The sequence below is a fragment of the Pseudomonas sp. genome (assembly GCF_049653025.1).
GTDB lineage: Bacteria > Pseudomonadota > Gammaproteobacteria > Pseudomonadales > Pseudomonadaceae > Aquipseudomonas.
In genome coordinates, this window is record NZ_JBASFM010000020.1 from 99,784 (window position 1) to 112,695 (window position 12,912).

At 64.9% G+C, this 12,912-nt stretch carries 11 protein-coding genes; 2 read left to right on the plus strand and 9 right to left on the minus strand.

Annotated elements, in window-relative coordinates:
- Positions 1-79: 79 nt before the first annotated feature.
- The 9 genes from WBK23_RS17120 to WBK23_RS17160 all read right to left on the minus strand — a co-directional run bounded on the left by WBK23_RS17120 (position 80) and on the right by WBK23_RS17160 (position 10,334).
- Positions 80-1,738: a cation acetate symporter gene (locus WBK23_RS17120; RefSeq protein ID WP_424485132.1), complete on the minus strand. Its 1,659-nt coding sequence runs from the start codon at positions 1,736-1,738 to the stop codon at positions 80-82.
- Positions 1,735-2,046, minus strand: coding sequence for a DUF485 domain-containing protein (locus WBK23_RS17125; RefSeq protein ID WP_424485133.1), 312 nt, complete (start codon positions 2,044-2,046; stop codon positions 1,735-1,737). The genes WBK23_RS17120 and WBK23_RS17125 overlap by 4 nt, the downstream gene beginning before the upstream one ends.
- Positions 2,047-2,211: 165 nt before the next feature.
- Positions 2,212-2,376 (minus strand): hypothetical protein, encoded by a 165-nt coding sequence (locus WBK23_RS17130; protein WP_424485134.1) that lies wholly within the window; start codon positions 2,374-2,376, stop codon positions 2,212-2,214.
- On the minus strand, positions 2,373-3,503 hold the full coding sequence (locus WBK23_RS17135; RefSeq protein ID WP_424485135.1) for a PepSY-associated TM helix domain-containing protein: 1,131 nt from the start codon (positions 3,501-3,503) through the stop codon (positions 2,373-2,375). The genes WBK23_RS17130 and WBK23_RS17135 overlap by 4 nt, the downstream gene beginning before the upstream one ends.
- A 60-nt stretch (positions 3,504-3,563) precedes the next feature.
- On the minus strand, positions 3,564-5,942 hold the full coding sequence (locus WBK23_RS17140; protein ID WP_424485136.1) for a TonB-dependent siderophore receptor: 2,379 nt from the start codon (positions 5,940-5,942) through the stop codon (positions 3,564-3,566).
- Positions 5,943-6,059: 117 nt separating this feature from the next.
- A complete protein-coding gene (locus WBK23_RS17145; protein ID WP_424485137.1) occupies positions 6,060-7,013 on the minus strand; it encodes a FecR domain-containing protein in 954 nt (317 codons plus the stop codon).
- Positions 7,010-7,528, minus strand: a complete 519-nt coding sequence (locus tag WBK23_RS17150; protein ID WP_424485138.1) for an RNA polymerase sigma factor — start codon at positions 7,526-7,528, stop codon at positions 7,010-7,012. Before WBK23_RS17150 ends, WBK23_RS17145 begins: the two co-directional genes overlap by 4 nt.
- A 170-nt stretch (positions 7,529-7,698) precedes the next feature.
- Positions 7,699-8,406 carry a 3'-5' exonuclease gene (locus WBK23_RS17155; protein WP_424485139.1) on the minus strand — a complete coding sequence of 236 codons (708 nt, stop codon included), beginning with the start codon at positions 8,404-8,406 and terminating at the stop codon, positions 7,699-7,701.
- Positions 8,403-10,334: a putative nucleotidyltransferase substrate binding domain-containing protein gene (locus tag WBK23_RS17160; protein WP_424485140.1), complete on the minus strand. Its 1,932-nt coding sequence runs from the start codon at positions 10,332-10,334 to the stop codon at positions 8,403-8,405. The genes WBK23_RS17155 and WBK23_RS17160 overlap by 4 nt, the downstream gene beginning before the upstream one ends.
- A gap of 155 nt (positions 10,335-10,489) precedes the next feature.
- Here WBK23_RS17160 and WBK23_RS17165 point away from each other — a divergent pair, with 155 nt between their 5' ends.
- Together WBK23_RS17165 and WBK23_RS17170 are read left to right on the plus strand one after the other, a co-directional pair.
- Positions 10,490-12,169 carry an ABC transporter substrate-binding protein gene (locus tag WBK23_RS17165; RefSeq protein ID WP_424485141.1) on the plus strand — a complete coding sequence of 560 codons (1,680 nt, stop codon included), beginning with the start codon at positions 10,490-10,492 and terminating at the stop codon, positions 12,167-12,169.
- A complete protein-coding gene (locus WBK23_RS17170) occupies positions 12,156-12,887 on the plus strand; it encodes a substrate-binding periplasmic protein (RefSeq protein WP_424485142.1) in 732 nt (243 codons plus the stop codon). Before WBK23_RS17165 ends, WBK23_RS17170 begins: the two co-directional genes overlap by 14 nt.
- Positions 12,888-12,912: the final 25 nt, after the last annotated feature.

The following is a 12,912-nucleotide window of genomic DNA, read 5'->3' on the forward strand; positions in this document are numbered from 1 at the left end:
GCCTGGAGTGAACCACGTACTGCGTCCAATAAAAAAGGGCAGCCCTGAGGCTGCCCTTTTTGTGTTGCATCACCCCTGTTTAGTGGGCGCTGGCACCGCTGGCACCCAGGCCAGTTTGCGAGCGTACGAACTGTGGGATAAAGCGGGCGCGGGCATCGCCGGCCGCCACAGATTTGTCAGTGACCGAGAAGAACCAGATACCGGAGAAGGCAATGGCCATCGAGAACAGTGCTGGGTACTCGTAAGGGAAGATCGCCTGCGCGTTGCCCAGCACCTGCACCCAAACGGTTGGGCCGAGGATCATCAGGGTCACGGCAGTGATCAGTCCCATCCAGCCGCCGATCATCGCGCCACGGGTCGTGAGGTTCTTCCAGTACATGCTGAGGATCAGCACCGGGAAGTTACAGCTGGCAGCGATGGAGAAGGCCAGGCCGACCATAAAGGCGATGTTCTGCTTCTCGAACGCGATGCCCAGGCCGATGGCCAGGACGCCGAGTGCCACGGTGGTGATCTTCGAGACGCGCAGCTCATCTTTCTCGTTGGCTTTGCCCTTCTTGAACACGCTGGCATACAGGTCATGCGACACCGCCGAAGCACCGGCCAGGGTCAGGCCGGCCACCACCGCGAGGATGGTGGCGAAGGCCACGGCCGAGATAAAGCCGAGGAACAGGCTGCCGCCGACGGCGTTGGCCAGGTGTACCGCGGCCATGTTGTTGCCACCCAGCAGCAGGCCGCTGGCGTCCTTGAAGGCCGGATTGGTGCTGACCAGCAGGATCGCGCCGAAGCCGATGATAAAGGTCAGGATGTAGAAGTAGCCGATAAAACCAGTGGCGTAGAACACCGACTTGCGCGCTTCCTTGGCATCCGAAACGGTGAAGAAGCGCATGAGGATGTGCGGCAGGCCAGCGGTACCGAACATCAGCGCCAGACCGAGGGAAATCGCCGAGATCGGGTCTTTCACTAGGCCGCCGGGGCTCATGATCGCCTCGCCTTTGGGGTGCACGGCAATCGCTTCGCTGAACAGCCGGGCGAAGTCGAAGTCGACGTGTTTCATCACCATCAGCGCCATAAACGATGCGCCGGAGAGCAGCAGCACGGCCTTGATGATCTGTACCCAGGTGGTCGCCAGCATGCCGCCGAACAGCACGTAGAGCACCATCAGGATGCCGACCAGGATCACTGCGATATGGTAGTCGAGGCCGAACAGCAGCTGAATCAGCTTGCCGGCACCGACCATCTGCGCGATCAGGTAGAACGCCACCACCACCAGCGAGCCGCTGGCGGACAGGGTGCGGATCTGCGTCTGGCCGAGGCGGTAGGAGGCGACGTCGGCGAAGGTGTACTTGCCGAGGTTGCGCAGGCGTTCGGCGATCAGGAACAGGATCACCGGCCAGCCGACCAGGAAGCCGATCGAGTAGATCAGGCCGTCATAGCCGCTGGTGAACACCAGCGCGGAAATACCCAGGAACGAGGCCGCCGACATGTAGTCACCGGCAATCGCCAGGCCGTTCTGGAAGCCGGTGATGCTGCCGCCGGCGGTGTAGAAGTCGGACGTCGAGGTGTTGCGCTTGGACGCCCAGTAGGTGATGTACAGCGTCGCGCCAACGAAGGCGAGGAACATCACGATGGCCGAGGTGTTCAGCGGCTGGCGTTGAACATCGCCTTCCAGTGCACCGGCGGCCCAGAGTGCGGGGGCCAGCGCCATCAGGCCGATGGCAGTGAGAATGCGCGCGATCATTTCTGCACCTCGTCGAGGACGGCCTGGTTGAGGGTGTCGAACTCGCCGTTGGCGCGTTTGACGTAGATACCGGTCAGCACGAAGGCCGAGAGGATCAGACCGACGCCCATGGGAATACCCCAGGTAATCGGTGAATCGGCACTGATGCGCGTGCCGAGCAATTGCGGCTCGAAGGCGATCAGCAGGATAAAGGCCACGTACAGGCCGAGCATGATGGCTGAGAGTGTCCAGGCAAAGCGTTCGCGCTTGGCGACCAGTGCCTGGAAGCGCGGATTCGCTTGAATCCGCGCGTAGCTGTCGTCGTGCATTATTGTTGTCCTCCGACGTTGGGGTGGTGAGCCTACTCTAGGCCCACCATCCAGGAGTGACAGACGACCTTAGTCGTAAGCACGGGCGTTCTAGACCAAGGTCGTAGGCCCCACGTCCCGGCGCATTGCGCGGCCAGGGCGGGTCGAAGGAAGCTGTTGCGCGGCTTAGCGGCGCAACAATGGCCAGCAGCCGAGTGCGGCCGGCAGACCTAGACCAAGCCAGGCGATGGCATCCCAACCGCCATCGCCGAGCAGGGCGCTGAGCAGGCCGATAGCGCTAAGCAGGCCGATCAGCAGCGGCAGGCGGAAGGTCGCTTGACGCCAGTTCATGCTGTCGCCTCCGCGCGTTCACGCGATGAGGCCGGGGTGCGCCGGCGTACCCACCAGAGGTACAGGCCGCTGCCGAGCACGATGATGGTCAGCACATCCAGCAGCGCCCAGAGCACTTTCATCGGCATGCCGCCGTAGTCGCCGAAATGCAGCGGCTGCGACATCGACAGCGCGTCCATATACCAGGGCCGCTGGCCGATGGCGGTGACCTCCAGACTGCGCGCATCGATCAGCACCGGCGTCCACAGGTGCGCGGTGAGGTGGGTATTGCCCTTCATAAACACGCTGTAGTGATGCTCGCTGGAGAAACGTGTGCCGGGGAAGGCGATAAAGTCCGGCTGCATACCCGGCGTGGCCTTGGCGGCGATATTCAGCACCTGGTTGGCCGGTGCCCGCTGGGTCAGCGGCGGCGCATCTCGGTACGGTTCGACCATCGCGGCGAGGGATTCGGTGCGCCAGGCGCTGATCAGCAGGTCGGCGCAGGCGCTGATCACCCCGGTCACGCCCACCACCAGCGCCCAGGTCAGGGTGACGATGCCGATCAGGTTGTGCAGGTCGAGCCAGCGCGTGCGGGTGGATTTCTCCCGGCGCACTTCGGCGAATTTCAGGCGGCGCATAAACGGCGCGTAGAGCACCACGCCGGAAATGATTGCGACCACAAACAGCAGGCCCATAAAGGCCAGCAGCAGCTTGCCCGGCAGCTCGGCGAACATATCCACATGCAAACGCAGGATGACCATCAGGATGCCGCCGTTAGCCGCCGGCATCGCCACGGCTTCGCCACTGCGGGCATCGAGCATAAAGGTGTGCGAGGAGTTTGGTTCGGTACCGGCGGTGGCGGCGGTAATCGCCACCACGCCATTGCGTTCATCCTCGTCGTAGCCCAGGTACTGGATCACCTCGCCCTGGCGATGGCGCTCGGCGGCTTCGACCAGTTGCTGCAGGGTCAGGTGCGGCGTGTTCGCCGGCATTTCACGCAGCTCAGGCGCTTCACCGAGCAGGTGTTCCAGCTCGTGGTGGAAGATCAATGGCAGCCCGGTGAGGGCCAGCATCAACAGAAACAGGGTGCAGATCAGGCTGGTCCAGGTATGCACGGTGGACCAGCGGCGGATGGTGGTGCTTTTCATCGGCGTATCCAGAAATGCCTACGCCGCCCTATATGGCGGCGTAGGTGTGCTGCGCTGTGATCAGAATTCCAGCTGAGCGGAGAAGGTCAGGGTGCGCGGGGCGCCCAGGTAGTAGCTGCTCAGCCAGTATTCCTTGTTCGCCAGGTTGCTGACGTTGGTGCGCAGGGTCAGGGTGTTGTCGCTGCTCAGCTGTGCGCGGTAGCGTGCGCCGGCATCGAAGGTGGTGAAGGACGGCAGGCTGTGCTGGTTGGCCTCGTCGCTGTACTGCTTGCCGGTGTAGTAAGTGCCACCGGTCAGGGCAAAGCCCGGTACGGCGTTGATGTCGTACTCGGCATACAGCTTGGCCAGCTGGGAGGCGACGTTGGTCGGCTTCTGCCCTTCGCTGGCGGCAGCGCCGGAATCTTTCACCTGCGGGTCAAGCAGGGTCACGCCACCGACCAGAGTCAGCTCAGGCAGCACCTTGCCGGTGATGCCGAACTCCAGGCCGTTGTTCTCCTGGCGACCTTCCTGCACGTAGTAGCCGGCACCATTGATATAGGCATTGGGCTTGTCGATATTGAACAGGGCCAGGGTCAGCAGGGTTTCGCCGACGGTAGCCTTGACGCCCACTTCATACTGCTCGCTGATCAGCGGAGCCATGGTTTCGTTGACGTTGACGGCATTCCAGGGGGCCAGGCCGCCGGCCTGGAAACCCTCGATATAGCTGGCATAGGTGGTCAGCCAGGGTTGTGGCTTGTAGATCAGCGAGACGTTCGGAGAGTTTTCCGTCTCTGCGTTATTGATCCCGGCGCTCCAGGTCTCAATGCGGGTGCGGGTCAAGCCAAGGATGCTCGACCACTGCTCGTTGAAGGTGATCACGTCACCGATCAGCAGGTTGTCTGACTGGGTGCGCGAAACGAGGCGCTGGTCGCCATGGCCGATGTCGGCGGAAAAGTCCGGTTTGGTGATCTGCGGTTGTTCGCTAAAGGGCACGCTGATGCCGATGTTGCGACCGTAGACGCCGGCATCGGTGTAGTTACGCACCCGTGCGACATTGCCCTGATAACCCAGCGTGGTCTTGTGCTGGATGCCGCCGGTGGCGAACTCTGCGTCGAGAAACAGGTTGCCCGAGGTTTCTTCGGTTTCTACCGGGGCAAAGGCATACAGCGGCTGCTCGTACTGACCTGCTGGCGTTCCGGGGCCCCACATCGTCGGGCTGTTAACCGTTGGGCCGGTGTAGGCGTATTCCTCGGTGTACTGGCTGTAGGCCAGGGCGCCGCGCAGGGTGAAGGTGTCGTCCAGGCGCCAGTTGAAGCGGCTGCCGATGCGATCATGTTCGCTGTCGGAGAAGGCCCAGCGCTGGCTGTACAACTTGTCGTTGTCGAGATCCTTGGCATCCGGGCGGCGGGCCTGGTCGGCGAAATACCAGTAGCTGGTCAGGCCGCGGTTCTCGGTCTTCTTGTGCGAGGCATCGAACTGGATCAGCAGGTCGTCGCTGACGTTCCAGTCCAGCGCCACGCTGAGCATTTCACGGCGGCGTTTCTGCAGGTCGATGGCGGTTTCGCCATCCTGGGTCAGCACGTTGACGCGGTAGGCGAATACCCCGGCGTCGTCGATCGGGCCGCCGAAGTCACCGTGCAGGTAGTAGTTCTCGCCACCGGCATTACCCAGGGTCACGCTGTTGTAGCGCTCGTAGGTCGGGCGCTTGAGCACGTAGTTGACCAGGCCGCCGGGATTGGCCGGGCCGTAGAGAAAGCCGCTGAGACCGGTGAGGATTTCCAGCTGCTGCATCTCTTCGATGTAGTTGCCGCCGTCGTAGCCGGTGCTGAAACGCAGGCCATCGTTGGCGATGCTCAGGTTGCCGGCCCCGCTGAAGCCACGCATGCTCACGGCGCTGGCGTAGCCGGCGCTGGTCGGCGAGGTGAACTGGGTGGCCGGGCTGAGCTTGAACACGTCATCGGTGGAGGTGGCCTGGATATTCTGCAGCAGCTCCTTGGACACCACGCTGACCGAGTAGGGCGTGTCCTGCAGGCTCATGCCGCCGAGCGCGCCGACGTTCTGCACGGCTTCATTGCGGTAGCCGACTTCGGCACCGCCATCCACTAGTTGGCTGGCGTTGATGCTGGTGCTCGGCAGAGTCATGGCGTCCTGCGCGGCCGGAGCCAGGCTGTAGCTGCCAGCGCTGTTCTGCTGCAGTTGCAGGCCGCTGCCACGCAGGGCCTGGTTAAGGGCGCTGAGGGGGCTGTAGTCACCTTCGACCGGGGCCGATTGCTTGTTGGCGGTCAGGCTGGGGTCGATGCTCAGGGCGATGCCGGCCTGGCTGGCGATCTGCGTCAGGGTGCTGGCCAGTGGCGCGGCAGGCAGTTTGTAAGTGTCGGCCATGGCCATAGGGCAGACGCTGGCGAGGGTGATTGCAGCAGCCAGCAGACCGGGGCGGAACAGGGGCAGGGCGCGGGTCATTACGAAACTCTCCTAAGCGGGAATGTATCTCAATGACCTGATGCCGAAGCAGAATGCAAAAGTGACAGGGCCGGTTGAAAATATTTTCTGCAGGGCTGTCGCTCCGCCATTCAACGCTTACTGCGCGGCGGGTACGACCCGCGTCCACCAGGGGCCGAGCTGCTCGATACGCACCGGCAGGCTCGGCGGTAGGGCGGCCAGGGCGGTGTCGCTGTCATGCAGCGGGAAGCTGCCGCTGATGCGCAGTTCGGCCAGGCTCGGGTCGAGCCCCAGGTAGCCGCTGCGGTATTCACCCAGCGCGTCGAGCAGTTCATCCAGACGCAGGTTGTCGGCCACCAGCATGCCGTGGCTCCAGGCCTCGGCACCCAGCGGGGCGGGTTGGGCCTGGCCGAGGTGCTGGCGCTGCATCAGCACCTGCTCGCCGGCCTGGATAATGCGCTCGCTGGCACCCTCTACCGGGTGGGCGGCCACGGCCGACTGCAGCACCGTCAGGCGTGTGTTGTCGCCTTCGCGGCGCACCAGGAAGCGCGTGCCGAGCGCGCGCAGGCGACCTTGCTCGGTGACCACGACTAATGGTCGTGGGTCGCCTGGGGCGGTCTGCACCAGGATTTCGCCACTGCGCAGGTGCAACTGCCGCTCGCTGGCGCTGAAGTTGATGTCCAGGGCGCTGGCGCTGTTCAGGCGCACCCGGCTGCGGTCACTGAGTTGCAGTTCGCGCTGCTCGCCGCGCGCGGTGTGCGCATCGGCCAGGTAGTCGCCGAGTGGCCGCTGTTGCGCCAGCAGGCCGAGCAGCACGCCGCCGGCCAGCAGCAGGCTCAGGGCGGTAGCGGCGAACCGCCGTGCGCCACTGCGGCGGGCACTGTGCAGCAATGCTTGGCGTGCCGGCTGGGCGGCGGCGGAGGCGAGGCGGATGTCGAGGCCGTTGAGTTGCTGCCAGACCCGCGCATGTTCGGGGTGTGCCGCCAGCCATTCGGTGAAGGCGTGCTGCTGTTCGGCGCCGACCGCTCCGGAGTCGAGGCACAGCTGCCACTCGATGGCCGCATCCAGCACCTTGGCCGATACCGCGCTCATAACGGTTGCCCATACAGGGCGATGTAGCACTGGCGTAGGCCCTGGGCCAGGTATTGGCGCACGCGCGATACCGAAACGCCGAGGCGCTCGGCGATTTCCGCGTGGCCCATGCCGTCCAGGCGGTTATGCAGGAACGCCGCGCGGGCATTGCTCGACAGCTGGCCGAGCAGGCGGTCGATTTCTCGCAGTGCGTCCAGGGCCAGCGCCTGCTCCTCGGCGCTCGGCTGCACGGCGTGCGGCAGTTGGCCGAGTTCGTCGAGGTAGGCGCGCTCCAGGGCGCTGCGACGGAAATGGTCGATCAGCAGGCCCTTGGCGATGGTGGTCAGCAGCGCGCGGGGTTCGCGGGCCTGATCCAGATCGCTGCGCCCGAGCAGGCGGACGAAGGTGTCCTGGCTGAGGTCTTCGGCGCGCTCCGGGCTGTACAGGCTTTTGCGCAGCCAGCCGAGCAGCCAATCGCGGTGGTCGCGATAGAACAGGCTGACAAGTTGCTGGTGGGTGGAGTCGCCGGCCGACACGCGGACCTCGCAAGAGTGGATAGGAAACAAATCGAGAATTATTCGCATATGATGGCAGGCTGCCCCTATGCGCCGCAATCCACCCGTGCGCTCTGACGATGGGCGGTGCGTCGTGGCCTGGGCTAGAAAGTGGCGAATGGCGGGGTGCTACAGGGGTTGCGCTGCGCCGGTTACAGCGAGTGCGCCTGCTGCCGACGTCGCCAGCCGTGCAGGCGTTGGTCGATGGCATACAGGCTGTCGAGGTGCTGCCGGCGCGCCTTGCTGAACAGGATTAGCGCCAGCTCGGCGGTGACCAGGGCGTCGGCGCTGGCGTGGTGGCGCTCCTGCACCTGCAGGCCGAAGTAGTCGGTCCATTGATCCAGGCCGCCGTTGCGGATGGCGGCCTCCGGGCAGAGCAGCGGGGCCAGTTCGGCGACATCGAAGAACGCATGCTGCAGGCGATAGCCCAGGCTCTGCTTGAGTGCGCGGGCCAGCATGCGCTGGTCGAAGCCGGCGTGGCAGGCCAGCAGCGGGCTGTCGCCGAGAAACTGCATAAAGCCCAGCAAGGCTTCGGCCGGCTCGACGCCGTTGGCAATCGCACTGGGGGCGATGCCGTGGATCAGGGTGCTGGCGCTGGCCTGATGGCCTTCACGCTGCAGGGTGCATTCGAACTGCTGGCCAAGGTCGATCGCGCCGTTGTCGATCACCACGGCACCGATCGACAGCACCTGGTCGCGCCTCATGTCCAGGCCGCTGGTTTCCAGGTCCAGCACCACCACACGTTGCCGGCTCAGCGGCTGTTCGCTGAGGGCGGCGGCGCTTGGCAGCTGGCGGCGACGCTGCAGTTGGCTGTGGCTCAGGGCCGGGCCACGGCCGGTCAGCCAGGCGAAGGTGCTCATAACTGATACCTCAGGGCCAGGCTGCTCTGCAGGCGCTGCGCCTGGCGGAAGGATTCACGCAGGATGCGCCGGTCCAGATGATTGAGGCTGTCGGGATCGACCCGGTTGGCATAGGGCAGGCCGCCGCGCGCTTGCAGCTGGTGCTGTTGCAGGCGCGCCTGCTGAATGTAGTGGTAGGCCTCGGCGTAGGCCGCGCCATCCTGAGCGTCGATCACACCAAGCTGACTCAGCGCCTGCAGGCGTTCCAGGGTGCCGACGGCGCTGATGCCATGGGCCAGGGCGAGCAGGCGCGCGCCATCGACGAAGGGCGTCAGGCCCTGCACCTTGAGGTCCAGAGTGTCCTTCTCGCGGCCCTTGCGCGCCACCACGAAATCGCGGAAAAGCCCGACCGGCGGGCGCTGGCGCAGTGCGTTCTCGGCCAGCATGCGCTGGAACAGGCGATTATCGGCGACCTGGCTAAGCAGCCCGGCGCGCAGTTGTTCGCAGCCGTGGCTGTCGCCCCACACCGCACGCAGGTCGAAGTAGATGCTGGAACTCAGCAGGTTCTCAGGGCTGGCTTCGAAGACGAAGCTGCTAAAGCGCTTGGCCCATTCCTGCCGCGACAGGCACAGCTCCGGGTTGCCCGCCATGATCTGCCCCTTGCACAGGCTGAAGCCGCATTGCGCCAGGCGCAGGTTGATCTCCTGGGCCAGCGGCAGCAGGCGTGCGCGGATGGCTGCGGCCTCGGCCGCGTCGCGCGCGTCGAACAGAATGCCGTTGTCCTGATCGGTGTGCAGGGTCTGCTCGCGGCGGCCCTCGCTGCCGAAACACAGCCAGGTAAAGGGCACGCCGGGGTCACCGAGGTCTTCCAGGGTCAGCTCGATCACCCGACACACGCAGTGGTCGTTGAGCAGGGTGATCAGGTGGGTGATCTGGGTCGAACTGGCACCGTGGGCCAGCATGCTGTCGACCAACTGGCGAATGTCGCTGCGCAGCGCCGCCAGGGTTTCCACCCGACCGGCGTGGCGAATGGTACGGGCCAGGTGCACCAGGTCGACCCGTTGCAGGCTGAACAGGTCGCGCTCGGAAATCACTCCGCACAGGCGGTCGTGTTCGACCAGGCAGACGTGGGCGATATGCCGCTCGGTCATGGCGATCGCCGCATCGAAGGCGCTGGCATCTGGTGGCAGGTAAAAGGGTGCCTGGGTCATCAGCTCGGCAATCGACTGTTCCAGCGCGCCGCCCGCGGCCACCACTCGGCGCAGGTCGCGCAGGGTAAAGATACCCAGCGGCTTGAGGGCCGGATCGACGATAACGATGCTGCCGACCTGCTGCTCGTGCATCAGCTTGACTGCATCGCGCAGCGGGGTCTGCGGTGCGCAGCTGATCGGCTGGCGCATCGCCAGCTGGCCCAGGCGAGTGTCCAGCGAATACTGCGCGCCGAGGGTTTCCACCGCGCGCATCTGCACCTGCTGGTTGACCTGATCGAGCAGGCTGCTGACCCCGCGCAGGGCGAAGTCGCGCAGCGGGTTGGAGAGGGCGAACAGCTTGATAAACGCCGGTTTGTTCAGCAGCAGGCAGAAGGTGTCTTCACCGGCCAGGTGTTCGGTGCGGGTGGCGCGTTCGCCGATCAGCGCGGCCAGCGGGAAGCATTCGCCGCTGGTGATCTCGAAGGTGGTTTCTGTGCCGCGCCGCGCCGAGTGTGGCCGCTCGCCATGCACGCGGCCCTGTTTGACGATAAAGAAGTGCTCTACCGGGCCATCGCTGGGCTTGATGATGGTCTCGCCGGCGCTGTAGAAGCGCAGCTGGCAGTTCTCCACCAGGTAGGCCAGGTGCGCCGTGTCCATTTGATTGAACGGCGGGAATTTCTGCAGAAACGCCATGGTGCCGTGGATGTTCTGCAACACCGCGGTCTTGCCGGCCTGGGCGAATGCGTCCGCTGGGCTCATATGCGCGCTCTACAGCTCTCAGAGTCTGCATGTTCGTTCGGCATGGCGCTGCTGGCCATTGGACGTAAGTCTAGGCCCCGGGTTTTTCAGCGTCGCCGGTACGCCTAACGGCCGGCCGTGCACTAGAGTGAAGGGCACAACAACAAGGGGGTGTTATGCGTGTGCTGATCTGGCTTGTCTGGTTCTGCAGCGCTGCCGTTTACGCCGCACCGGGGATGCATGAGGCCCTGCGCGAGTTGCAGCCCAGCTCGCTCAGCCCGAGTGCGCAAGAGGCCGAACTGCAGTGGTTTGTCGAGGCATCCCGGCCGTTTCAGGGGGTGCAGGTGCGGGTGATCGCCGAGCACATTCCGACCCACTGGTATGAGGCCAATGTGCTGGCCCCGCTGTTCAGCCAGCTCACCGGTATCCGGGTGATCCACGAGGTCAGCGGCGAGGACGACGTGGTCAACAAACTGCGCACCCAGCAGCAGACCGGCCTGGCCCTGTATGACGCCTATATCAGCGACAGCGACCTGCTCGGCCAGCACTTTCGCGACAACCAGGTGCTGGTGCTGTCGGACTTTATCGCCGGCGATGGGGCCAGCGTGACGCTGCCCAGCCTCGACCTGGCGGACTTTATCGGCCTGCCCTTCGTCACCGCGCCGGATGGCAAGCTCTATCAGCTGCCGGATCAGCAATTCGCCAACCTCTATTGGTATCGCCAGGACTGGTTCGCCCGGCCAGAGCTGCGCCAGGCCTTTCGCCAGCGCTACGGCTATGAGCTGGATGTGCCGCAGAACTGGAGCGCCTACGAGGACATTGCCGCGTTTTTCAGCGAGCAGGTGCGCGAGCTCGATGGCCAACGTGTGTATGGCCATATGGATTACGGCGGTTTCGACCCTTCGCTTGGCTGGCGCCTGTCGGATGCCTGGCTGGGCATGGCCGGCGTCGCGGATGTGGGCCTGCCCAATGGCTTGCCGGTGGATGACTGGGGTATTCGCGTCGAGGATTGCCGCCCGGCTGGGGCCAGCATGGCGCGCGGCGGGGCGCTGGACAGCCCGGCGGCGGTGTATGCCGTGCAGCAATACATCGACTGGCTGAAACGCTACGCGCCGCCCGAGGCGCAGCAGATGAGTTTCACCCAGGCCGGTAATGTCGCCGCACGTGGGCAGGTGGCCCAGCAGATTTTCTGGTACACCGCCTTTACCGCCGATTACACCCGCGCCGATTCGCCGATGCTGGATGAACAGGGCGAGCCGCGCTGGCGGGTTGCGCCTTCGCCGCGTGGGGCCTACTGGCGTGAGGGGATGAAGTCCGGCTACCAGGATGTCGGCGCCTGGACCCTGCTCAAGGCTACGCCGCTGCGTCAGCGCCAGGCCGCCTGGTTGTATGCGCAGTTCGTGGTGTCGAAATCGGTGTCGTTGCGCAAGACCCTGGTGGGCCTGACGCCGATCCGCCACTCGGACCTGCAGTCGCCGGCGCTGCTGGCCGCCGCGCCCAAGCTGGGTGGCCTAGTCGAGTTCTACCGCAGCCCGGCGGCACGGCGCTGGGCGCCGACTGGGGCCAATGTGCCGGATTACAGCGGCATGGCCAGCCTCTGGTGGCGACAATTGCACCCGGCCGTCAGTGGTCAACTGAGTGCTGCCGAGGCGCTGCACAACCTGGCGCAAGTATTCGATCAGCACCTGCTTGGCGTTGGCCAGCGCCAGGCGCATGCCTGCGCGCCGCGGCTGAATTCGCAGCAGACCGCGGCCTTCTGGCTCAAGCAGCCCGGCGCACCCTGGCCGAAACTGCTCGATGAACGCCCGCCGGGGCGCACCCTGCCATATGCGGAGGCCCTGCGTGCCTGGGATTAAGCAACGCATGCGCTATGCCTGCGGCCTGCTGCTGGGGCTGAGCCTGCCGCTGCTGGCCGATGAGCCGGTGCAGCTGTTCGCCTGGGAGCGCCCGCCACAGATGCACATGGCGGAGGATGGCCGGGCGGCCGGTTTGGTCGCGGAGCTGACCGAACAACTGTTCAGCCGAGTAGGTGTGAGTTACCGCCTGAGCTTCCAACCGCTGCAACGTGCCTTGTTGCGGGTGCAACGCGAGGCCAATAGCTGCGTGCTGCTGGTGGAGCGTCAGCAGGAGCGCGAGCCGCATTACGCCTGGGTCGGCCCGCTGCTGATCTCGCGCCTTGGTCTGTATGCGCGAGCGGATGATCCGCGCCAACTGAATAGCCTGGAGCAGGCGCGCGGTCTGCGTATTCTCAGTTATCAGGGCTCCGGGGCCGGTGAGTACCTGCGCCAGGTGGGGCTCGATGTAATCGCCTCGAACAAGGAGTCACTCAACCTGAGCATGCTGCAACGCAGTCGCGCCCAGTTGTGGGCCACCAGTGCGGCGGTGGTCAGTTCGATGCCCAGCCGGCCTGCGCCGCGCCTGGTACTGCCGTTTCTGACCTTGATGGAGGACATGGCCTGCCATCCGCAGTTCGATCCGGTTTTGCAGCAGCGCTTGCAGGCGGCGTTGTTGCAGCTGTACAGCGAAGGCTGGGTGCAGGCGCTGTATCAGCGCCATGGTCTGGCCCAGGAATAAAAAAACCGCCCCTTGGGGCGGTTTT

Excerpts from the sequence above, each read along its gene's own strand:
- WBK23_RS17130 (WP_424485134.1), bottom strand. The coding sequence starts at position 2,376 with ATGAACTGGCGTCAAGCGACCTTCCGCCTGCCGCTGCTGATCGGCCTG.
- WBK23_RS17140 (WP_424485136.1), bottom strand. The coding sequence starts at position 5,942 with ATGACCCGCGCCCTGCCCCTGTTCCGCCCCGGTCTGCTGGCTGCTGCA.
- WBK23_RS17135 (WP_424485135.1), bottom strand. The coding sequence starts at position 3,503 with ATGAAAAGCACCACCATCCGCCGCTGGTCCACCGTGCATACCTGGACC.
- WBK23_RS17120 (WP_424485132.1), bottom strand. The coding sequence starts at position 1,738 with ATGATCGCGCGCATTCTCACTGCCATCGGCCTGATGGCGCTGGCCCCC.
- WBK23_RS17165 (WP_424485141.1), top strand. The coding sequence starts at position 10,490 with ATGCGTGTGCTGATCTGGCTTGTCTGGTTCTGCAGCGCTGCCGTTTAC.
- WBK23_RS17125 (WP_424485133.1), bottom strand. The coding sequence starts at position 2,046 with ATGCACGACGACAGCTACGCGCGGATTCAAGCGAATCCGCGCTTCCAG.
- WBK23_RS17160 (WP_424485140.1), bottom strand. The coding sequence starts at position 10,334 with ATGAGCCCAGCGGACGCATTCGCCCAGGCCGGCAAGACCGCGGTGTTG.
- WBK23_RS17145 (WP_424485137.1), bottom strand. The coding sequence starts at position 7,013 with ATGAGCGCGGTATCGGCCAAGGTGCTGGATGCGGCCATCGAGTGGCAG.
- WBK23_RS17155 (WP_424485139.1), bottom strand. The coding sequence starts at position 8,406 with ATGAGCACCTTCGCCTGGCTGACCGGCCGTGGCCCGGCCCTGAGCCAC.